Source organism: Croceibacterium soli, from assembly GCF_009828065.1.
Taxonomy (GTDB): domain Bacteria; phylum Pseudomonadota; class Alphaproteobacteria; order Sphingomonadales; family Sphingomonadaceae; genus Croceibacterium_B; species Croceibacterium_B soli.
Genome location: NZ_WTYK01000001.1, coordinates 309,045 through 330,605, shown reverse-complemented (window position 1 = coordinate 330,605; position 21,561 = coordinate 309,045). Strand labels below are relative to the sequence as shown.

Below are 21,561 nucleotides of genomic sequence, written 5' to 3'. Positions count from 1 at the left end.
AGAGCGCGAAAGGCCATGTGGGCGCGGTGATCGAAACCGGGTTTCACACGCTCTCCGACGGCCGCAGGATCGCTTTCCGCGGCATCGGCGGCGCGGGTCCGGCGGTGGTGTTTCTGCCCGGATACAAGTCCGACATGTCCGGCAGCAAGGCCGCCGCTCTGATCGAATGGGCCGCCGCGAATGGCCGTTCGTGCCTGCTGTTCGACTATTCCGGCTGCGGCGAGAGCCCCGGCGACTTCGCCGATGGCACCCTGAGCCGCTGGCGCGAGGAGGCCGTCGCGCTGATCGGAGCGCTCACCACCGGCCCCGTCGTACTGGTCGGCTCCTCGATGGGCGGCTGGCTGATGCTGCTCGTCGCGCGCGAACTGGGCGCGCGGGTCGCGGGCCTCGTGGGCATCGCGGCGGCTCCGGACTTCACTGATTGGGGCTACGACGAAGGCCAGAAGGCACGGCTTGCCGGGGGCGAGACGCTGCTGCTGGACAGTGCTTACGGCCCGGAGCCGACCCCGGTGCACCCGGGCTTCTGGGCGGACGGGCAGGCGCTGCGCCAGCTCGGCGAGGCGATCCCCATCGACTGCCCGGTGCGGCTGCTGCACGGGCAGGAGGATGGCGACGTGCCGGCGGAGATCTCGCTGCGGCTAGCGGAGGCCCTGCGTTCGCAGGACGTGCAGGTCACGCTGGTCAAAGGCGGGGATCACCGGCTTTCGCGCGAGCAGGAGATCGCATTGCTTCTGCGAACGGTCGAATCCCTGTGCGGCGCTTCGTGACCATCGCCCCCGCATCGCTTCGGCCGACGGGGACTGAGCGCGTCATCCCCCTTGTTCCCGCGGCCCGAAAGGTGCAGGCGCGCGAAAAGGTGTCGTTTCAACTGTAACGAAAGGGCAGGCGAGAATGGCGGCAGAGATGGCGGACGAAGAGACGGGGACGAAGCTCTCGAGGTCCGACAAGGCGCTGGCCCGGCAATTGCGCGAGCGGATGGCGGATTCGCTCCTGCCCGGCGAGACCCCGCTGCCCGAAGATCACCTGACCGAGGCGGCTGAATTCCTGCTCGAGGCCGCGCTCGTGCGGAAGGACGGCGAGCCGGCCATCCTGATGCGCACGGCCTCTGCGGGCCGGCGCTTCATGCGCATCGCGGTGGTGAACACCGACATGCCGTTCCTGGTCGATTCGGTCGCCGCGGCGATCGCCGAGCATGGACTCGCCATCGACGTGATGGTCCACCCGATCGTGCCGGTCCGCCGCGATTCCGGCGGCAAGCTTTCGGCCCTGCCCCAAGACGGCGATGGCGAGGCCAGGTGCGAGTCGATGATCTACATCGAGACCGCGCGGGCCGATGCCAAGGAGCGGCGCGCGCTGGAGAAGGCGCTATCCGTGACGCTCCGCGACGTGCGCGCGGCGGTGACCGACTGGCCGAAGATGGTCGAGCTGATGAATGCCGACGCCGAGGGGCTGGCAGATGACGAAGGCGCGGCGCTGCTGCGCTGGCTGGCAGGCGACATGCTGACCCTTCTCGGCCACGTCACCCGCAGGCGCGACGGCAGCCGCGCCAGGACCCTCGGCATCTGCCGCAAGAGCAATCGCGACCTGCTGGCCGAGGACAGCTATCAGCGCGCCTTCGCCTGGTTCGACCGTAAGAGCGACGACGACGGCAGAGGCCGGGCGCCGCTGATCATCAAGGCCAATCGCCAGTCCCGGGTCCATCGGCGGGTGCCGCTGGACCTGTTCATCGTGCCGGTCATGGAGAACGGCGGGGTCGAGGCGCTCTCGATCCATGCCGGGATCTGGACCAGCGCGGCGTTCGCGACCCCGCCCGACGAGGTCCCGGTGCTCCGCCGGCAATTGGCCGCGGCGATGGAGCGCTTCGATTTCGCGCCCGGCAGCCACGACGCCAAGTCGCTGGTCCACGCGCTGACGACCCTGCCGCACGACCTGGTGATCGGGTTCTCGGACGAAGACCTCGCCCGAGTCACGACGGCGGTCATCGCCCTCAGCGACCGCCCGCGCCCACGTGCCGAGCTCGTCGCCGCTCCGCTCGGCCGGCACTTGTTCGCCTTCGTCTGGCTGCCGCGTGACCTGCTCTCCACGACCGTGCGCCTGCAGATCCAGGCGCTGCTCGAGGAGGAGACCCAAGCCGACACGCTCGACTGGAGCCTGATGGTCGAAGGCGGCAACCTGGCGCTGCTGCGCTACGTGCTTGACTTCCGCCAGCACGAGAACACGCCCGATGCGGCGGCGATCGACCGGCGCCTGCAGCACATGCTGCGCGGCTGGAGCGAAGCCGTGGAAAGCGAACTGGCCGCGAGCGAAGAGCCGGGGCGCGCCGCCGCGCTCTCCGCCCGCTATGCCGAAGCGTTCCCGCAAGGCTACCGCACGGCCTACGGCGCGGCCGAGGCGGCCCGCGACATCGGCCGCCTGCACCGCCTGTCCATGGGCGGCCCCGCCCACCCGCTCGGCCGCGACGCGCGGCTCTACCGGAAGGACGGCGATGCCGCCGGGCAGTTGCGGCTGAAGATCTACCAGCGCGGGGGATCGATGCCGCTGTCCGACGCCGTTCCGGCGCTGGAGAACTTCGGCTTCCGGGTGCTCGCCGAAGTGCCGACCGAGCTGGCCGGGGAGGACCGGGCGACGATCCACGATTTCGAGCTTGCCCTGCACCGCAGCGACGATTCCACCGCCGTGCTTGAGCGCGCCGCGGCGGTCGAGGCGGCGATCGCGGAAGTTCTCAACGGGCTGGCCGAGGACGACGTGTTCAACCGCCTGGTGATCGGCACCGGCCTTGCCGCGGGCGAGGCCAACTGGCTGCGCGCGTTCTACCGCTATCTGCGCCAGGGCGGCATGGCCTTCACCATCTACACCGTGGTCGATGCCCTGCGCGCTGCCCCCGCCGTAACCCGCGCCCTGACCCAGCTTCTGCGCGTGCAGCACGATCCGGAGTTCTCCGGCGACCGGGAGAAAGCCCGCGCCGAAGCGGACGAGGCGATCCGCACCGGGTTGCTGCAAGTCGCCGCGATCAACGACGACCGCCTGCTGCGGCTCTACTGGGCAACCATCGGCGCGATCCTGCGGACCAATGCTTTCGCGCCGGCCGCGCGCGAGGCGCTCGCCTTCAAGTTCGACTCCGCCCTCGTGCCCAACCTGCCCAAGCCGGTGCCGTGGCGGGAGATCTTCGTCTATTCTCGCCGGGTCGAGGGCATACACTTGCGCGCCGGCCCGGTCGCCCGCGGCGGCATCCGCTGGTCGGACCGGCGCGACGACTTCCGCACCGAGATCCTCGGCCTGATGAAGGCCCAGCGGGTCAAGAACGCGGTGATCGTGCCGACCGGCGCAAAGGGCGGCTTCTATCCCAAGCAGTTGCCCGATCCGCACGAGAACCGCGACGCCTGGTTCGCCGAGGGCAGGGCGAGCTACGAAGTGTTCATCCGCAGCCTGCTGTCGTTGACCGACAACATCGTGGACGACCGGGTGGTCCATCCCGAGTGCGTGGTGGTGCATGACGGGGCCGACCCGTACTTCGTGGTCGCCGCCGACAAGGGCACGGCGAGTTTCTCCGACGTGGCCAATGCCCTGGCCTTGTCGCGCGATTTCTGGCTCGGCGACGCTTTCGCCAGCGGCGGGTCCAACGGTTACGACCACAAGGCGATGGGCATCACCGCGCGCGGCGCCTGGCTTTCGGTCCAGCGGCACTTCCTGGAGATGGGGATCGACGTCCAGAAGGATACCGTGCGCGTCGCCGGCTGCGGCGACATGTCGGGCGACGTGTTCGGCAACGGCATGCTGCTGTCCAAGGCGATCCGGCTGGTGGCCGCGTTCGATCACCGGCACATCTTCATCGATCCCGATCCCGACCCGGCGGCGAGCTGGAAGGAGCGCAAGCGGCTGTTCGGCCTGCCGCGATCGAGCTGGGCCGACTACAACGAGAAGCTGATCAGCAAGGGCGGCGGCGTCTTCCCGCGCACCATGAAGCGGATCGAAATCTCCAAGGAGGCCGCCGAAGCGCTCGGCACCGAGACTCGCGAGTTCGATCCGGAAAGCCTGATCAACGCGATCCTCAAGAGCCCGGTGGACCTGTTCTGGTTCGGCGGCATCGGCACGTATGTGCGTGCCAGCACGGAAAACGATGTTCAGGTCGGCGATCCGGTCAACGATGCGCTGCGCGTCACGGGCGAGGAAATGCGTGCGAAGGTGATCGGCGAAGGCGCCAATCTCGGCGTGACCCAGGCTGGGCGGATCGAGTTCGCCCTCTACGGCGGGCGGATCAACACCGACTTCATCGACAATTCCGCCGGCGTCGATTGCTCGGACAACGAAGTCAACATCAAGATCGCGCTGGAAGCCGCGCAGCGGACCGGCAAGCTCACCGGAGACCGGCGCAATGCCCTGCTGGTGGAGATGACCGACGACGTCGCCGAGCTGGTGCTGGAGGACAACCGGCTGCAGGCGCTTGCCCTCTCGATCGCGCAGATCGGCGGCGCTACGGCGGTCGCCTCGCAGGTTCGCCTGATCGAGACGCTGGAGGCCACCGGAGAGCTCGACCGGCGGACCGAAGGCCTGGCCGACAGCGAAGTCCTGGCGCGCCGCGCGGCAGAGGGCAAGGGACTGACCCGGCCCGAGCTGGCAGTGCTGCTGTCCAACGCCAAGCTGGCCTTGCAGGATGCCATGGAGGCGAGCGGGCTGGAGCGCGATCCGGCGTTCGAGCCGCTGCTGCTCGGCGATTTCCCCGAAGCGATGCGCCGCGGCTTCGCCAAGCGCATTCTCGACCACCCGCTGCGCAAGGAACTCGTCGCCACGGTCGTCGCCAACGGGATCGTCAACCGCATGGGCATGGTCCATCCGTTCGAGTTGGCCGAGGAGGAAGGGGCGAGCCTGGACCAGGTCTGCTCGGCCTTCGTTTCCGCCAGCGCCCTGCTCGGCCTGGAGGACATCTGGGCAGCGCTCGACGGCACGAAAATGCCCGAGCACGCACGCCTGCTGCTGTTCGACCAGACCGCGCTGGCGCTGCGCAGCCACATGGCCGACCTGCTGCGCGCCGGCGGGTGCCTCGTCCCGCCCTCGCAGCTCATCGCCGAGCTCTCGCCGGGCGTCGCAGAGCTCGGCAAGAACGTCGAGAACCTGCTCGAAGAGGAAGCGCGCAGCCATGCGCGGCGGATCGCCGTCGAGCTGACCGAAGCCGGCGCCCCGGAAAGGACCGCGCAGATGGTCGCACGGCTGTTCGCGATGGACGGCGCGATCGGTATCGCCCGGCTCGCCCGGGACAGCGGCATCGCGCCCGTGACGGTGGCGCGCGCGTTCGTCGATCTCGGCGCCCGCATGGGGCTGGACTGGGCACAGTCGAAGGCGGCGGTGATGAACCCGTCGGACCCGTGGGAGCGCCTGCTGGTCGCCGGTCTGGCGCGGGACTTCCAGCAGATGCGGTTCAACTTCCTGCGTTCGCTGTCGCGGCGCAAACCGGCGCAGGAGGATCTGCCGGGGGTGATCGACGGCTGGACGGACGGCAATGCGGCTGCGATCCGCCAGTTCCGCGGCCTCGTCGCCAGGGCGCAGGAGGCCACGCCGGTGACCCCGGCGATCCTCGCGCAAATCGCCAGCCAGGCACGCAACGTGCTGCAGCGGTAGGGCGGAGGAGCGGCACCGAACCTCGATCATGCCTTGACCTTGCGCGGGATTTCGCCAAGCGCGGCAGGATGACGCAAGCCGATCTCGTGATCGTCGGCACCGGCCACGGCGGTGCGCAGGCGGCCATCGCCCTCCGGCAGCACGGATACACGGGCTCGATCCTGATGGTCGGCCGGGATGCCGAGCCGCCGTACGAGCGCCCGCCGCTGTCGAAGGAGTATCTCTCCGGCGAGAAACCGTTCGAGCGCATGCTGATCCGCCCGGAACAGTTCTGGGCCGACAAGGACATCGGCCTCCGGCTCGGCAGCGCAGTCACGAAAGTCGATCCCGCGGCCAAGGAACTCGCGATCGCGGGCGGCGAGACCATCGGGTACGAGACCCTGATCTGGGCCGCCGGCGGCGATCCCCGGCGGCTCTCGTGCCCCGGCGCGGACCTCGGCGGCATCCATGCGGTGCGCGACAAGGCGGACGTGGACCGCCTGCGGGCCGAGCTCGAAGCCGGCGACACCCGCGTGGTGGTGATCGGCGGCGGCTACATCGGGCTGGAAGCGGCCGCCGTGCTGCGAAAGCACGGCTGCTCGGTGACCCTGCTGGAAGCGCAGGAGCGGGTGCTGTCCCGCGTCGCCGGAGAGGACCTGTCGCGGTTCTACGAGGAAGAGCATCGGCGCCAGGGCGTCGACTTGCGCCTGGAAGCCGAAGTGGCGAGCCTGGAGGGCGACGGCGACCGCGTGACCGGCGTCACCCTGACCAGCGGCGAAACGATCGACTGCGACATGGTCGTCGTCGGCATCGGCATCGTGCCCGCCGTCGGCCCGCTGATCGCCGCCGGTGCGGCCGGCGCGAACGGGCTGGACGTCGACCAGTACTGCCGCACCAGCCTGCCGGACATCTACGCGATCGGCGACTGCGCCGCCCACGCCAACCGCTATGCCGGCGGCGCGGTGATCCGCCTCGAAAGCGTGCAGAACGCGCACGATATGGCGTCGACCGCGGCCAAGGCGATCTGCGGCGACAAAGTGCCGTACGACGCGCTGCCGTGGTTCTGGTCCAACCAGTACGACTTGCGGCTGCAGACCGCCGGCCTCAGCTTCGGCTACGACTCCACAGTCCTGCGCGGCGACCCCGCCGAGCGGAGTTTCTCGGTGATCTACTTGCGCGAAGGCCGCGTGATCGCGCTCGACTGCGTCAACCGGACCAAGGACTACGCGCAAGGCCGCAAGCTGGTGGAGATGCGGGCGAGCGTCGACCCCGTTCTGCTGCATAATACGGAGGTACAGCTCAAGGAGCTGCTCTAAGCGGCTGCGTTGCTGTTTTGATGCGCTCGCAGAGGCGCGGAGGCGCAGAGAAGGTTTTCTCACGCAAAGGCGCAAAGGCGCGAAGGATCCTGCGGCGAAGCCGATCCTATCTCGGCGCCTGATCAACATTCAAAGTGCGAGGGCCCTGCGGGCGCATACCCTCTTCGCGCCTTTGCGCCTTCGTGCCTTTGCGTGAATAAACTCTGCGCCTCTGCGAGCGCTTTGGATTGCTCCGAGGTTTGGCTCACACGAAGGCACGAAGACCCGAAGGGCTGCATCTTCGTGGCTTCGCGTCTTGGTGTGATATTCTATCGCCCCTCCTCTTCAGAGGAGGGGCTGCGAGACTTGGTGAGCCGCAGGCGAACCTAGTCGCAGCGGGGTGGTGATGAGGTTGGCACGACGCTGCACTGCGCCTCCACCACCCCCAACCCCCTCCTCTGAAGAGGAGGGGGCTAGACTAGCCGATCGAGCGCCCAGCGGGCGGCTTCGGCGACGACTGGGTCGGGATCGTTGCTGAGTGCCTGCACCGGGCCGACAAGCGCCGCATCGCCGCTGTTGCCGGCGGCGATCAGGCAATTGCGCACGAAGCGGTCGCGGCCGATGCGCTTGATCGGGGAGCCGGAGAACTTCTGCCGGAAGGCCGCGTCGTCGAGCGAAATCAGGTCCGCTAGGTCCGGCGCAACCAGCTCTTCGCGCGGAAGGAAGGCGCGGTGGCGCGCGGCGCTGTCGGCGAACTTGTTCCACGGGCACACGGCCAGGCAGTCGTCGCAGCCGTAGATGCGGTTGCCGATCGCCTCGCGGAACTCCTCCGGGATCGGGCCCTTGTGCTCGATCGTGAGGTAGGAAATGCAGCGCCGCGCATCGAGCCGGAACGGCGCCGGGAAGGCGTCCGTCGGGCAGGCATCCTGGCAGGCGCGGCACGATCCGCAGCGCTCGCCATGCGGCGCATCGGGCTGGAAGGGCAGCGTGGTGTAGATCGCGCCGAGGAACAGCCAACTGCCATGCTCGCGGCTGACCAGGTTGGTGTGCTTGCCTTGCCAGCCAATCCCGGCCGCCTGCCCAAGCGGCTTCTCCATCACCGGCGCGGTGTCGACGAAGACCTTGAGCTGGGCTTCCGGCGCCTGCTCCACCAGCCAGCGGGCGAGCGCCTTGAGCGCCTTCTTGACCGTGTCGTGATAGTCCCGCCCCTGGGCATAGACGGAGATCCGCGCCTTCTCGGGATGCCCTTCAAGCGCCAGCGGATCGTGGTCCGGCGCGTAACTCATGCCCAGCGCGATGACGCTGCGTGCCCCCGGCCACATGCTCTGCGGCCCCTGGCGCACGTCGGCGCGGGCTTCCATCCACTCCATCTCGCCGTGGTGACCCGCGGCAAGCCACTCCTTCAGCCGCTGGCCCTGGAGCGGATTGTCCGCCGCCGGGGCGAAGCCGACGGCGGCGAATCCGAGCTCCCGCGCCTTGTCGGCAAGGCGCGCCTTGAGTTCGTGGATGTCCGCCGCGTCTGCCAAGATGGCGCTTGCTCCTGTTTGTCCGCGCCGTGTACCCCGCGCATGATGAACGCAGCGCTAGGCCAAGCTCCCTACAGCCGCAACGACAGCCGTGCGCCGGAGGGTCCGCTGGCGATCGAGGCGCGCGGCCTGGTCAAGCGGTTCGACGGGACGCTGGCGGTGGACGGGGTCGACCTGGCGGTGCCGGAAGGGGCGATCTACGGCATTCTCGGCCCCAACGGCGCCGGCAAGACCACCGCGCTGCGCATGATCCTGGGGATCATCGAGCCCGATTCCGGCACCCGCCGCGTGCTCGGGCACGAACGACCGCAGGATATCGCCCGGCTGATCGGCTACTTGCCCGAGGAGCGCGGACTCTACCCGTCGATGAAGGCTTACGAGGCGATCGCGTTCATGGGCGCGCTGCGCGGGCTGCCCCTGAAGGTCGGGCGGGAGCGCGGCCGCGAGCTGCTGGAACGCCACGGCCTCGGCCATGCGGCGGAGCGGCAGGTGCGCCAGCTCTCCAAAGGCATGGCGCAGACCGTGCAGCTGCTCGGCACGCTGGTGCACGAACCGAAGCTGGTGGTGCTGGACGAGCCGTTCTCGGGCCTCGACGCGATCAACCAGGGCAAGCTGGAGCGGCTGATCCGTTCGCTTGCGGACAAGGGCACGACGGTGATCTTCTCGACCCATGTGATCGCCCATGCCGAACGCCTGTGCGAAGGCGTGGCCATCATCGCCGGGGGCAAAGTGCCATATGCCGGGTCGGTCGACGCCGCGCGCGACCGCATCCCCGCGCAAGTGCGGCTGGAGACGCGGCATGCCGACGGACCCTGGCAAGCCGCGCTGCCGCCCGGATCGCGTGCCGAGGGCAACTTCTGGAGCTTCCCCTTGCCGGAGAGCGGGGTCGAACCGCTGCTGCGGGCGCTGATCGAAGGCGACGCGGGCATCCTGTCCCTGTCGATCGAGCGCGCGGGGCTGCACGACGCCTTCGTGGCCATCGCCGGCGAAGCGGCGGCCCGGGCCCTGGCCGAGGAAACACCCGCCGAGGCGCGGACATGAGCGAGCCTACGCCCAAGTCCCGCCTCTCGTTGCTGCAGGCCGCCTTCGTGGTGGCGCGGCGCGATTTCACCGCGGTCCTGTTCAGCCGGGTGTTCTTCTTCTTCCTGCTGGGGCCGCTGTTTCCGCTGCTGGTCGGCGCACTGGCCGGCGGCGTCGGCAGCGTGATCGACAAGAGTTCGGGCGAGCCGGAAATCGGCATTGCCATGAGTGCGGCGGATGTCGACGCGATGATCGCCGCCCACGGCGCGCTCAAGCCAGTACTGGGCGGCGGCCTGCCGCAACTGCGCGTGCTCGAGCGACTGAAGCCCGGCGAGACTTACGACGCCCGTGCAGCGCTTACGGGCAGCGAAGGCAATGTCGCCGGGGTGATCACCGGCACCCCCGAACGGCCGACGCTGACCGCTCCGGCGGGGCGCATCGGATGGCTCAGGGGCGATGTCGCCCTGCTGGCGGCGACGGCGCTCGGCAACGCGCCGGCGGTGTTCCCCGAAGTCGCCACCGCCGAAGTCGCGACCAGCGGCGCCAGCGAGAAGCGAGCCCGCCTCGCGACCGCCCAGGCCGGGCAACTGCTGCTGTTCCTGCTGATCATGCTGCTCGCCGGGATGGTGCTGTCCAACCTGGTGGAGGAGAAAGCCAACAAGGTGATCGAGATCCTGGCCGCGGCGATCCCCATGGATGCCGTGTTCCTGGGCAAGCTGTTCGCGATGCTCGGGGTCTCGCTGGTCGGGATCACCGTCTGGGCCTCGGTCATCGGCGGAGTGTTCGCGCTGTCGGGCAGCCTGCTGGGGGGCTTTGCCGACCCGTCGAGCCTGCCTGACCCCGGCGTCGGCTGGCCCGCGTTCCTGGCGCTGGCGGTCGCCTATTTCGCGATGGGCTACCTTCTGCTCGGCTCGCTCTTCCTGGCCATCGGCTCGCTCGCGACCACCGTGCGCGAGGTGCAGACGCTGTCGATGCCGGTCACCATGGCGCAAGTGCTGCTGTTCTTCTTCGCCAGCTACGCCATGGCGCAGCCCGGAGAGCCGGTCGAGCTTGCCGCAATCGCCTTCCCGCTGAGCTCGCCGTTCGCCATGCTCGCCAGGGCGGCGCAGGACGAGGCGGTGCTGCCCCATCTCGCCGCACTCGCCTGGCAGGCACTATGGGTGGGAATCGCCGTGCGCACCGGCGCCGGGCTGTTCCGCCGCAGGGTGATGAAGTCCGGACCCCAGAAGGCGCGGCGCAAGGGACTGACGGCGCTGTTCAGGAACGGTTCGGCGCGCAGGGCATAGGATCAGGTGTCATGAAGGAACTTCACGCGATATCCGTTGCCGACCGGCGCACCGCGCTCAGCTGGATGGGCGCCGGCGCCGCTGCCTCGTTCCTCGCCGCCTGCGGCAGTTCCGCGGCCGAGGCGAAGACGTTCAAGGTCACCTACAGCGATGCCGAATGGCGCAAGCGGCTGACGCCGGCGCAGTACCGCATCTTGCGTGAGGAAGGTACGGAGCGGCCGTTCACCTCGCCGCTGGACAAGGAAAAGCGCAAGGGCACGTTCGTCTGCGCCGGCTGCGGCAACGCGCTGTTCTCCTCGGAAACGAAGTTCGACAGCCGCACCGGCTGGCCCAGCTTCTACCGCCCGCTTGCCGGCGCGGTCGGCACCTCGACCGACTTCAAGGTCGGCTATCCGCGCACCGAAGTGCACTGCGCCGACTGCGGCGGGCACCTGGGCCACGTGTTCAAGGACGGGCCCAAGCCCACCGGCCTGCGCTATTGCATGAACGGCGATGCGATGAAGTTCCGCCCCGCCTGAGCGGCGGGATGGGGCGAGACTAGCCGATGCCCTGCACTTCGGCCGCGATGCGGGCCAGGTCGGCGAACTGGAAGGTATCGTCGAAGATCAGCCCGTAGAGCTTGCCGTCGCGCCAGCGGACCTTCGTCACGATCTCCGGCAGGCTGTCGCTCGACAGGCGCAGGCGCTGGTCGATGGCCAGGTGGGCGTCACATTCGATCTGCGCACCCTGGAGCGAGATATTGCGGATCGTCGCCTCGTAGCGCCCGGTAAGGCCGGCCAGGCGTGCCGGCATTTCCAGGTTGAGCCGGATCGGGCGCTTGGGCCATTTGCCGTGGCCTTGCAGGAGGCGATGCAGGTCGACCTCCGCCGCGAACCGGAAGCCGGCGCGGCCTTCTTCCTTCCACACCGGCTCGATCGGCAGGCTCTCGCCGTTGGGCATCTCCAGGTCGAGCGCCGAGTCCGCCGGCAGCGGGTGGAACAGCCGCAGGCTGACGCCCGTGGTCGAAACGTCGCTCACCACGCACAGGAACTCGCCGCGGGCACAGCGGATCTTCGCGGTTCTGATCAGCGGGGTATAGCGGGTGGCGGAGCGCTGCTCGGCATCCTCCGTCGACAAGGGCCGGCCTAGCGAACTCAGGTCTTCCTCCGCAGACTGCGACATCGAGCACTTCCCATTCCGCGCGTCCGCACGCCGGCTTCCCCCGCCTGCTTTGCTCACTGAACCCTTGAGGAAGTCCTAACGGTGACCGGGGAATTTACCCTAACATCGGTCAGCCCCAGCCGCCATCCAGGAACCGGGCGGCGCACCCGGCCAGGAATGCGGCCCCGCGCGGCAGGACCGTCTCGTCCACCAGCATCCGGCTCGAATGGATGCCGCAGCACTGGCGCCAGTCGGCTCCCTCTTCGGCCACGCCCAGGAACGCCATCGCCCCGGGCACTTTCTCCAGCACGTAGGAGAAGTCCTCCGCGCCCATGATCGGCGCGGCCAGGTGCATGAATTCGCCGCCGGGCAGCGCCGTGGCGACCGCTTCGCACAGGGCCACCGCGCGCGGATCGTTGATCGTCGGCGGAAAGCCTTCGGTGATGGTCACCTCGGCGGTGCAATCGTGTGCCGCGGCGATGTTCACCGCCACTTGCCGGATCGCCTGCTGGACGTCCTGGCGCCTGGCGGGCGAGAGCGTCCGCATCGTGCCCCGGAGCACCGCCCGGTCGGGGATGATGTTGTGCGCGCTGCCGGCATCCATCTGCGAGATCGTCACCACGACCGCTTCCGCGGCGTCGAAACGGCGCGTGACCATCGCCTGCAGGGCCATGACGATCTCGCAGGCGACCGGCACCGGATCGCGCGTGTCGTGCGGCATCGAGGCATGGCCGCCCCGCCCGGTGACCGCGATGTCGATCATGTCGGCGGCGGCCAGCAAGGCTCCTGCGCGGCTGCCGATCGTGCCGTGCGGAGCGTTGGGCATGATGTGCAGCGCGAAGGCCGCGTCGGGCAGCGGATCGAGCAGCCCGTCCCGGAGCATGAAGCGGGCACCGTGGAAGCCTTCCTCGCCCGGCTGGAACATGAAGCGCACTTCGCCGGCAAGCTCGCCCGCGCGGGTCGCAAGGATGCGCGCGGCGCCGGCCAGCATCGCCGTGTGGGTATCGTGGCCGCAGGCATGCATTCGGCCGGGGATCGTCGATGCGAACGGCAGGCCCGTGTGCTCGGCCATCGGCAGCGCGTCCATGTCGCCGCGCAGCAGCACGCTGCGGCCCGGCTTGCCCGCGCCCAGCACGGCGACCGCGCCGGTGCAGGACGGGCCTTCCCGCCATTCGAGCGGCAGATCCGCCAGTTCGGCGCGCACTTTGGCGAGCGTCTTCGGCGTCTCCAGCCCCAGTTCGGGTTCGGCATGGATCGCGCGGCGGAGGGCGGTGATGCGGTCGGCTATGCCGCGCGCGTCGTTCAGCAGGGCTTCGGTCAGCATGGCCCGACGATAGCCGTGCCGGCCACGTCTATCCAGCCGCTGGATGGGATTGCTGTTCCAGCTTTCGCAGCGAGCGGAGCGCCAGCCAGGCGAACACGCAGTATGTCACCGCTCCGCCGATCGCGACCGCCAGCGCCACCTCGACGCCGGTTTCGTCGCCGCCGAACCAGGCTATCCCGGCCAGGATCGCGAGCAACCCGACGAAGCGGGCCGCCAGCGCCTGCCGCGCGCGGCCGGTCGAATGCAGGACCGGCTCGAACGCCACGCTGGCCAACTCGAAGCAGGCCGCGACCGTCAGCGGGATGAGGATGGCGTAACCGGCGCGGAAATCCTCGCCGCCGATCAGGCCCAGCAAGGGCCCACCGATCAGCGCCGCGACCACCACCACCACCGCCCCGCCGCCGGCGGCGATCAGCGACGTGTGCCGGATCAGCTTGCGGAACTCCCCCGGCTCGGCGGCGATCCTGGCGCGGTTGATCTCGGCATAGGCGGCGCGCATCAGCAGGGTCGAAAGCTTGCCCAGCCCCTGGCTGAGCTGGTGGGCCAGGCGGAACAGGCCGGCGGCGCGGGTGCCGACCAGATAACCGACCGCGAGCAGCGGGCCCTGCTTGGTCGCCGCCTCCACCGTGGAGCTGGCATACGTGATCAGGAAGAAGCGGACGATGCCGGGGTTGTCCTCCTTGGCTTTGCGCCAGTCCCGCAAGTGCCGCAGGCGCACCGCTTCGGGACACAGCCGGCGGGCCATCACCCAATAAAGCGCTGCTTCCAGCAAATCGATCAGGGCCCAGGCGATCAGGAAGCGGAACACGCTCGGGCCCGTCAGCCAGATTGCCACCGCCGCGATCAGGCGGCCGGCCGGCACCACCGCTTCGACATAGACCCCCATGTCGAAGCGATCGAGCGCGCGCACGATCCCGGTCGGCGCGGAAACCAGCGCGAACAGCATCGCGCAGGTAAACAGGAAGGCGCCGTCGCGGTACTCGAGGTTGAGGTCGAACGCGTCGTGGAAATGGAAGTAGGCCAGCCAGGCTATGCCGACGCCGATCAGCGCCCCGACCAGATCGAGCACGCCCGCGATCATGCCGAGGCGGCCGAACGCGGCCCAGTCCTTCGCGTGGACGTGCGCCGCGCCGTACCGCACCACCACGCGCCAGGTCTGGAACTCGGCCACCGCGATCAGTGCCTGGGCGGCGCCGAAGATCAGGGCGAAGTGGCCGAAGTCCTTCAGGCCCAGCGAACGCGCGAGAATGGCGAGGTAGACGAGGCTGCACACCGCGCCGAAGCCTTTGCCCCCCAGCAGCCAGGCGGTGTTGCCCAGCATGCGTTTGAGGAAGGAGCGCGATCCAAGCGCTTCGGGCGTGGGCATCGGCCGCATGTGAACGGCGCGCAAGGCGATTGCAAGCGCGAGAGACGCCTTGCACCGGGTGCGGCCATTCCCCGCCCGCCGCCAATCGGCTAGTACAGGGCTTGCGAGGGACATTCCGCCGATGAGCCGACCAGACATTGCCATCCTGCTCGACCACTTCGGTGCGGGCGGGGTCGAGCGCGTCGCTTGCCTGCTGGCGAACGGCCTGCAGCGCCGCGGCCTCTCGGTGGAGATAGTCGTGCTGCGCGACGAGGGGCCGATCCGCCCGCTGCTCGACCCGGAAGTCTCGGTTCATCCGCTTGGAACAGCCGGTAAGCGGGCACGCGGCACCCGCATGATCGCGGCGATCCCATCGGTCGCGCGGTACCTCCGCACGCACCAGCCGCGCCTGCTCCATTCCCCCGGCAACCACACGAACGTTGCCGCCGCGCTGGCGGCCATGCTCGCTCGGTTCGGCGGCCCTTTCGCGCCGAAGATCACGAATCCCTTGCTCAAGGCCGGGCTACCCGCCGGCAAGCGCCGTTTGCGCAAGTTCATGTACCGGCGGGCGCTCGCGCGGGCGGAGCGCATCCTGGTCCTGTCGCCGTCGGGCGTGGAGCGGATCGGCGCGTTCGGCGCGGAACTGCCGGACCGGGCGTGCTTCGTGCACAACCCTTACGTGAGCGATCGGATGCTCGCCAATGCCGCGCGGAGAGCGCCGGCGCATCCTCCGGTGATCCTGTGCGTCGGTCGTCTCTCGCGCCAGAAGAACCAGGCCCTGCTGCTGCGCGCGGCGGCCCGCTTGCGGCACCGCGACTGGACCGTCCGCCTGTGCGGCAACGGCCCGGATGAAGGGGAACTGCGGCGGCTGGCGGCGGAACTCGGCATTGCCGACCGGGTGGAGTTCGCGGGGTTCGTGGCCGATCCGGTGCCGGAGTACTTGTCCGCGGCGGTCATGGCGCTGTCTTCCCGCTGGGAAGACCTGCCGGGGACCGTGCTCGAGGCGATGGCCTGCGGATGCCCGGTGATCACGACCGCCAGCTCGCCGGCCCTGGCCGAGCTGATGCACCATGTGGGCGCGCTCCCGCCCGTGCCGCTCGGCGACGAGTCGGCATTCGCAGGCGCACTCGAACAGGCGCTCGACGGCCGGCTTCCGGAGGTTCCCAACGCGGCCGCGCTGCCCTATGGGATCGACGCCGCGTGCGACGAGCATGCGGCGATCTTCGCCCACTTGCTCCACCGGCACAGTTCTGGAAGCACCCCGCCCGATCATGATCGAACACGCCATTCTCCTCAGCGCCGGACAGGGCTCGCGCCTGCTGCCGCTCACCGCCGAACGGCCCAAGTGCCTGATTGAGTTCTCCGGCCGATCGCTGATCGGCTGGCAGATCGAGATGCTGGCCCGCTGCGGCGTCAAGCGCATCGACGTGGTCACCGGATTCATGACCGACATGGTCGACGAGCACCTGGCGGCGATAGACGATCCGCGAGTCGAGATCGTCACCCACTTCAACCCGTTCTACAAAGTGGCCGACAACCTCGGTTCGTGCTGGATCGTGCGCGAGCAGATGCAGGGCGATTTCCTGATCCTCAACGGCGACACGCTGGTCGGCCAGGACATCGTCGAGCGGGTCCAGCAAGGTTCGAAGTGGCCGATCGCCGTCACGGTCGACGTGAAGCCGCAGTACGACAGTGACGACATGAAGGTTCAGCGCGAAGGGGAGCGCCTGCGCCGCATCGGCAAGACTCTGGCCGAAGACGTCGCCAACGCGGAATCGATCGGCTTCCTGGCGTTTCGCGGCGAAGGCGCGGCGCTGTTCCGCGAAACCGTGCGTACGGCGATGCGGCGGCCGGAAGGCGTCCAGCACTGGTACCTGAAGGTGATCGACATGATCGCCGACAGCGCCAAAGTCGGAACCGTGTCGATTGCCGGCATGCGCTGGGCCGAGGTCGACTATCTCAACGACATCGAAGCCGCGAGCATGCTGACCGACGATTGGGCATCGCGCAGGCGCTGAGCGCCGCGGGCGTCAGCCGAAGAGGCCGGCCACTTCGTCGCGGATGGAGTCCCGCAGCGGCGCCTCGAGCGTCACGGCCTGGCCGAGCTGGGGCACGGCGGGCCAGCCGGCGTCGGGGAAATCCTGCCCGCCGAAGCTGCGTGTGCCTTCGTATCGCGGGATCACGTGGAAGTGGACGTGCGGGTCCACCATCATCAGCATCAGGTAATTGATCCTGGCATAGCCGGTGAACCGGCCGAGCGCCGCCTCGATCGCCGAAGTGACCTGCTTGAGCTCGGCGTGAGCCGCGGCCGGCAGGTCGCCGAAGGCGGTGGCGTTGCTGTTCGCGGCGAGCACGAGGCTGCCGAGCGTCGGCTGCGCCGGGCGCAGCAGCACGGTCCAGTGCTCGAAGGCTTTGACCAGCGTCGCCGGATAGCCGAACTTGCGCATGGTCTCGTTCATCTCAAGCCTCCGCCAGCCAGGACCGGATGGGCCCGCCCTGGCGCGCGAGCTGGAGCGCCTGGACGAGGCGCACCAGGTGCACCACGCAACTGACCACCGTCCATACGGCAACGGCAATGATTCCGATGTCCGGCCGGCCGAAGAGCAGTGACACGAACAGGATCACCATGTTCGGATTGCGCCGGGCCGTGATCAGGCGGAACCGGCTGTCGAACCGCTGCCAGACGTGGATGTGCATGCCGCCGAAGCGCCGCATGAACAGCCCCTCGATGAGCCGCTGGACGACATATCCGCCGATGATCGCGCCCTGCACCCACCAGAACATGGTGTCCGGCAAGGCCAGCCCCCAGTGGACCAAGCCCGTGGCCCAGAACCACCACCAGAACGGCGGATGCACCAGATCCATCCCGTGGTCGAACACGTTGCCCCACCAGCTGGAGGTGATCGTGCAGCGGGCCAGCTTGCCGTCCACCGTGTCGAGCACCATGAACACCAGCCCCAGCACCAGCCCGAGCCAGTAAGCGCCGGCGGCGAAGGCGAACGTGGCGGCGACGCAGAACGCGGCGCCGATCGCCGTCACCGTATTGGGAGTGACCCCCAGCCAGGCGGCCAGGCGCGTCAGCCACAGCGCCCATTCCGGCCAGAGATACTTGGTCAGGATGTCGGTCACGCCTTTGTAGGCGCCGAAGTAGCTCGCCCGTTCGATCTGCCGGACGGTGCCGGGGTGCAGTTCCATCAGGAACGGGCGCTCCCGCTTCCGCAGTTCCTTGTTCTCGATCTCCGCGCCGTCTTCGTAGGCGGTGAAGGCGAAGGCTTCCGCCTCGTCCGGGAGCCGGCCGTCGCGCATCGCGGTGCGCAGCAGCGCCGCCTGGTGCTCGCTGCACGCGTGGGCGAGAACCGGCACGCCGCCGAGCGTCACCACCAGCCCCGGCTGACCGGCAACGTGGCGCAGCCAGGCGGGATCGAATGCGTGATCGGCGTTGACCAGCACCACCGGTGCGCCCGTCCCGCCGAGACCGGCCTTGGCGGCGATTCGTCGCGTGCGTTCGGCGGTGTCGAGCCCCCACAGGCGCGTGGGATTGGCGCCGACGATTTCGACGGCAGGAGCGGAAGCGTTTATGGCCATGCGGGCGATGCGCTTAAGCGGGGTTGCGATCTTCTGCAACGGGCGAGGCGCCCGGCCGGGCCGCTCGCAGGCTGAGGACGGTTCTGCCCAGACCGTTGCCGTGGACCGGTGCAGGCCTTAGAGCGGGATCGAATGACCGGCGCCATCAAGACCTTCCACGAACTGCCGGAGGCGCGGCAAGGCTCCGTACCGTGGCGCCCACGGGGCGAAGGCCGGCCCGGCGAAGTGCCGCTGGTCGGCATGGTGCGCAATCCCCGCAGCCACCGCAACAAGGGCCGCGAGGCCGAAGATCCCGCGGCGGCGGAAGTGATCGTCGAGACCACCCACAAGCGCAAGGAGCTTGCCGGCGTCCTCGACCGTTTCGCCCGGCAGGGGATCGACTTCCTCGCCGTCGACGGCGGGGACGGGACCGTGCGCGACGTGCTCACCAGCGGGGCGGCGATCTTCGGCGACAATTGGCCGCCGCTGATCGTCCTGCCGAAGGGCAAGACGAACGCTCTGGCGGCCGATCTGGGCCTGCCGGGCGATTGGAACCTGGCGCACGCCATCGAACATGCCCGGGCCGGCAGCTTTGCCACGCGCCGCTCGCTGGTGGTGGCGGACGCTACCCACCCGGAGGCGCGGGTTCATGGGTTCCTGCTGGGCGCGGGCCTGTTCACCCGGGCCACCAGCCTGGGCCAGTCTGCCCACCGCCTCGGCGCGTTCAACGCGCTGGCCGTGGCGGTGACGGCGCTATGGACGCTCGGTCAGGCCGTTTTCGCCGGGCGGCGCAACATCTGGCGCCGGTCCACGCCGATGCGCCTGGCCGACGAACAGGGCCAGCCCATCGCCGGGGAGGAAACCGAGCGCTATCTCCTGCTGGCCTCGACGCTGGAGAACTTCCCGATGGGCATGAAGCCCTTCGGCAGCGCCCGCGAGGGGCTCAAGCTGGCCGTGCTCGACCGCGCACGCCGCAAGAGCCTGCTGCGCGTGCCGCTGATCGCCGTGGGCCGCACTCCGTCCGATCCCGAGAAACTCGGCTTCCATTGGCTTTCGCCTGGGAGCTTCCGCTTCGCGATCGAGGATCGCTTCATCCTCGACGGGGAGGCCTTCCCGCCCGGCGACTATTGGGTGTTCCAGGGCCCCGAACTCCGCCTCGTCGCACCGTGAGCGCGCCGCTCGAGCAGCGCATCGCGGCCATGCTGGCGCGCGAAGTCCATCCGGCCGTGGCCGCGCAGGCTCGTTTGCTGGGCGAGGAAGCCGGCGCCCTGGCGGTGCTGTTCTACGGCTCCAACTTGCGCACCGGCTCGCTCGAAGGCGTGCTGGACTACTACCTGCTCCTGCCGGGAACTCCGGAGAAAGGCATGTGGCCGCGCGTATCGTACCGCGAGTGGCAGGCGAACGGCGAAACGCTGCGGGCGAAGATCGCGACGATGACGCTGGCCAAGTTCGCCGAAGCCGCCGCCGGAGACACGCTCGACACGACGATCTGGGCGCGTTTCGTACAGCCGAGCGCACTGGTCTGGGCTCGCGACGAGGCCTCGCGCGGAGCCGTGAGCGAGGCGGTCGCCTCGGCGGCGCGTACCGCCGCGCGGCTCGCCGTGGCGCTCGGCCCGGAGAGAGGCCCTGCTGAGGAGTTCTGGCGGGCGCTGTTCCGCGCGACCTATCGGGCCGAGTTGCGAGTGGAGAAGGCGGGGCGCGAGAACGCGATCCTCGACGTGAACCGCGAGCATTTCGCCGGCCTGCTGCGCGCCGCGCTGGGTTCGGCGGGCGTGCCCTTCGGCGAAGACGGGGCGGCCCTGGCCCCGCGTATGCCGGCGGCGGAGCGGCGGCGGATCCTGGCTTGGTGGCGACGGCGTCGACGGGTCGGCAAGCTGCTCAACACCGCGCGCCTGGTCCGGGCGGCGGGCACTTTCGAGGGTGCGGCGCGCTACGCCGCGTGGAAAGTGGAGCGTCACACCGGCGTGCGCGTAGAACTGACGCCGTGGCGCGAGAAACACCCCGTGCTGGCCGCCCCGGGCGTGCTGTGGCGCGTCTGGCGCGAGCGCAAGGCGGCGCGATGAGCCTCACCGCGCTCGTGCTCGCCGGTTCGCGGCCCGAAGCAGCCGATCCGGTCGCGGACGCTGAAGGCGTGCCGCACAAGGCCCTGGCCACGGTCTCAGGCCAAACGCTGCTCGAGCGAGTCGTGCGGGCGCTTGAAGCAGCGGGTGCTGCGCGGATCGCCGTCTCTGCCAACCATCCGGCGGTAGAAGCCGAAGCGCGGCGGCTCGGCGCCATTCTCCTGCCCACCGCGCAAGGCCCGAGCGAAAGCGTCGCGCTAGCCTTCGAGCGGTTCGGCGCGCCGCTGCTGGTGACCACTGCCGACCATGCGCTGCTCGATGCGGCATGGCTTCGCAACATGATCGCCGGGACGCCGGCGAGGACCGATGTCTCGCTTATGCTCGCCCGCCGCGACCTGGTCGAGCGGGCCGCGCCCGGCACCCGCCGCACCTGGCTGAGCTTCGCCGACGGGCAGTGGTCCGGCTGCAACCTGTTCCTGCTGGCGACCCCCGGCGGGAGCCAGGCGATCGCCGCCTGGAAGCAGGTCGAGGCCGACCGCAAGCGGCCCTGGCGGATCGCGCGGCGGCTCGGGATCGGAACGCTGTGGAGCTACTGGCGCGGCAAGCTGACGCTGGCGGAGGCGATCGCCAGGCTGGGCGGCAACCTCGGCATAACCGCGGCGCTCGTGCCGGCGAGCGACGGACGCGCGGCCGTCGACGTCGATACGCCGGCAGACCTGGCGCTGGTGCGGAAGCTCGCCGGCCGCGAAGCCTAGAAGTACTTCATCGCGATCGAGATCGTCTTGACCCCGTTGCCGACTTCGAAGGCGGTCTTCTTGTAGCTCGGCTTGCCGAGGTTGAAGATGTTGATCGACGGGTTGTTCGACATGCCGCCGCCATCGCTGCGCAGATCGCTGTCGCCATTCCCGTTGACGTCGTGGCGCACGGCTATGCCGTAAGTGCCGGCCTGCGGCACCGGCATGCACACCGTGGCCGACCCGCCGCGGGCGGGCACTTCGATCCGGTTGATCCAGCGGCCTTTCTCCAGCCAGTCGGCGGCGGTGCCGCGATAGAGCTGGACGCGCAGTGTCCCCCGGGCCGGGGTGATGCCGCTGATGTTGACCTTGACCGCCGGGCCGGAGCCGGAACAGCGCGATAGATCGTTGCCGATCTTGTTGCGGTACTGTGCGTGTGCGGACGCGGTGAGCCCGGCTCCGGCCAGCGCGGCCAGGCCCAGAGCGGCCGCTGCGCTGCGAAAGGCGTTTCGATGGGTCATTCGTGGATGCTCCGTCTTTCTGCCAGCAGGCCTCCGGCGTTTGTACGCCCGTTGTTCGCTTCGAAGAAGGGGGCCCGCCTGTTGCGGCGCTTGTTATAAAATTGCGCTGAATGTCTAGTGAACCCTTCCGTAAGCCCCGGGTCAAGATCGGTCG

18 protein-coding genes are annotated in these 21,561 nt (G+C 69.3%); 11 read left to right on the top strand and 7 right to left on the bottom strand.

Annotation, left to right across the window (positions count from 1 at the left end; all coding sequences use genetic code 11):
* The first annotated feature begins 26 nt into the window (after positions 1-26).
* From GRI75_RS01665 to GRI75_RS01655, 3 genes are all read left to right on the top strand, one after another.
* Positions 27-767 (top strand): alpha/beta fold hydrolase, encoded by a 741-nt coding sequence (locus GRI75_RS01665; RefSeq protein WP_160745191.1) that lies wholly within the window; start codon positions 27-29, stop codon positions 765-767.
* 124 nt (positions 768-891) lie between these two features.
* Positions 892-5,613: an NAD-glutamate dehydrogenase gene (locus GRI75_RS01660; RefSeq protein ID WP_160745190.1), complete on the top strand. Its 4,722-nt coding sequence runs from the start codon at positions 892-894 to the stop codon at positions 5,611-5,613.
* 68 nt (positions 5,614-5,681) lie between these two features.
* Positions 5,682-6,908 (top strand): NAD(P)/FAD-dependent oxidoreductase, encoded by a 1,227-nt coding sequence (locus GRI75_RS01655; RefSeq protein ID WP_160745189.1) that lies wholly within the window; start codon positions 5,682-5,684, stop codon positions 6,906-6,908.
* A 452-nt stretch (positions 6,909-7,360) separates the two neighbouring features.
* On the opposite strand, the gene queG is transcribed toward GRI75_RS01655, so the two are convergent.
* Positions 7,361-8,413 carry a tRNA epoxyqueuosine(34) reductase QueG gene (queG, locus tag GRI75_RS01650; protein ID WP_202389524.1) on the bottom strand — a complete coding sequence of 351 codons (1,053 nt, stop codon included), beginning with the start codon at positions 8,411-8,413 and terminating at the stop codon, positions 7,361-7,363.
* Positions 8,414-8,458: 45 nt separating this feature from the next.
* Between queG and GRI75_RS01645 the strand changes: the two genes are divergently transcribed.
* The 3 genes from GRI75_RS01645 to msrB are packed head-to-tail and all read left to right on the top strand — an operon-like array spanning position 8,459 to position 11,237.
* Positions 8,459-9,454 carry an ABC transporter ATP-binding protein gene (locus tag GRI75_RS01645; RefSeq protein ID WP_160745509.1) on the top strand — a complete coding sequence of 332 codons (996 nt, stop codon included), beginning with the start codon at positions 8,459-8,461 and terminating at the stop codon, positions 9,452-9,454.
* Positions 9,451-10,719, top strand: a complete 1,269-nt coding sequence (locus GRI75_RS01640; RefSeq protein WP_160745188.1) for an ABC transporter permease — start codon at positions 9,451-9,453, stop codon at positions 10,717-10,719. The genes GRI75_RS01645 and GRI75_RS01640 overlap by 4 nt, the downstream gene beginning before the upstream one ends.
* Before the next feature lie 11 nt (positions 10,720-10,730).
* On the top strand, positions 10,731-11,237 hold the full coding sequence (gene msrB, locus GRI75_RS01635) for a peptide-methionine (R)-S-oxide reductase MsrB (protein ID WP_160745187.1): 507 nt from the start codon (positions 10,731-10,733) through the stop codon (positions 11,235-11,237).
* Between the two features lie 19 nt (positions 11,238-11,256).
* Here the strand turns inward: msrB and GRI75_RS01630 are convergent, their stop codons facing one another.
* The 3 genes from GRI75_RS01630 to GRI75_RS01620 all read right to left on the bottom strand — a co-directional run bounded on the left by GRI75_RS01630 (position 11,257) and on the right by GRI75_RS01620 (position 14,549).
* The gene (locus tag GRI75_RS01630; RefSeq protein WP_160745186.1) at positions 11,257-11,880 is read right to left on the bottom strand and encodes a PilZ domain-containing protein; all 624 of its coding nucleotides are present in this window, start codon (positions 11,878-11,880) and stop codon (positions 11,257-11,259) included.
* Positions 11,881-11,989: 109 nt separating this feature from the next.
* On the bottom strand, positions 11,990-13,183 hold the full coding sequence (locus GRI75_RS01625; protein WP_160745185.1) for a M20 metallopeptidase family protein: 1,194 nt from the start codon (positions 13,181-13,183) through the stop codon (positions 11,990-11,992).
* A 28-nt stretch (positions 13,184-13,211) separates the two neighbouring features.
* Positions 13,212-14,549 carry a lipopolysaccharide biosynthesis protein gene (locus GRI75_RS01620; protein ID WP_160745184.1) on the bottom strand — a complete coding sequence of 446 codons (1,338 nt, stop codon included), beginning with the start codon at positions 14,547-14,549 and terminating at the stop codon, positions 13,212-13,214.
* 121 nt (positions 14,550-14,670) lie between these two features.
* Here GRI75_RS01620 and GRI75_RS01615 point away from each other — a divergent pair, with 121 nt between their 5' ends.
* Together GRI75_RS01615 and GRI75_RS01610 are read left to right on the top strand one after the other, a co-directional pair.
* Positions 14,671-15,885, top strand: coding sequence for a glycosyltransferase (locus tag GRI75_RS01615; protein WP_160745183.1), 1,215 nt, complete (start codon positions 14,671-14,673; stop codon positions 15,883-15,885).
* Positions 15,800-16,546: a phosphocholine cytidylyltransferase family protein gene (locus GRI75_RS01610; RefSeq protein WP_160745182.1), complete on the top strand. Its 747-nt coding sequence runs from the start codon at positions 15,800-15,802 to the stop codon at positions 16,544-16,546. Before GRI75_RS01615 ends, GRI75_RS01610 begins: the two co-directional genes overlap by 86 nt.
* Positions 16,547-16,558: 12 nt before the next feature.
* Here the strand turns inward: GRI75_RS01610 and GRI75_RS01605 are convergent, their stop codons facing one another.
* Together GRI75_RS01605 and GRI75_RS01600 are read right to left on the bottom strand one after the other, a co-directional pair.
* On the bottom strand, positions 16,559-16,987 hold the full coding sequence (locus GRI75_RS01605) for an HIT family protein (RefSeq protein ID WP_160745181.1): 429 nt from the start codon (positions 16,985-16,987) through the stop codon (positions 16,559-16,561).
* 1 nt (position 16,988) lies between these two features.
* Positions 16,989-18,113, bottom strand: a complete 1,125-nt coding sequence (locus tag GRI75_RS01600; RefSeq protein ID WP_160745180.1) for a CDP-alcohol phosphatidyltransferase family protein — start codon at positions 18,111-18,113, stop codon at positions 16,989-16,991.
* A gap of 132 nt (positions 18,114-18,245) precedes the next feature.
* Here GRI75_RS01600 and GRI75_RS01595 point away from each other — a divergent pair, with 132 nt between their 5' ends.
* From GRI75_RS01595 to GRI75_RS01585, 3 genes are read left to right on the top strand one after another with little or no spacing between them, the layout of a single operon-like run.
* The gene (locus GRI75_RS01595) at positions 18,246-19,262 is read left to right on the top strand and encodes a diacylglycerol/lipid kinase family protein (RefSeq protein ID WP_160745179.1); all 1,017 of its coding nucleotides are present in this window, start codon (positions 18,246-18,248) and stop codon (positions 19,260-19,262) included.
* Positions 19,259-20,155, top strand: a complete 897-nt coding sequence (locus GRI75_RS01590; protein ID WP_328597903.1) for a hypothetical protein — start codon at positions 19,259-19,261, stop codon at positions 20,153-20,155. Before GRI75_RS01595 ends, GRI75_RS01590 begins: the two co-directional genes overlap by 4 nt.
* On the top strand, positions 20,152-20,907 hold the full coding sequence (locus tag GRI75_RS01585) for a nucleotidyltransferase family protein (protein ID WP_160745178.1): 756 nt from the start codon (positions 20,152-20,154) through the stop codon (positions 20,905-20,907). Before GRI75_RS01590 ends, GRI75_RS01585 begins: the two co-directional genes overlap by 4 nt.
* On the opposite strand, the gene GRI75_RS01580 is transcribed toward GRI75_RS01585, so the two are convergent.
* Positions 20,904-21,407 carry a DUF2141 domain-containing protein gene (locus GRI75_RS01580; RefSeq protein ID WP_160745177.1) on the bottom strand — a complete coding sequence of 168 codons (504 nt, stop codon included), beginning with the start codon at positions 21,405-21,407 and terminating at the stop codon, positions 20,904-20,906. The two genes, GRI75_RS01585 and GRI75_RS01580, sit on opposite strands and share 4 nt — an antisense overlap.
* Positions 21,408-21,561: the final 154 nt, after the last annotated feature.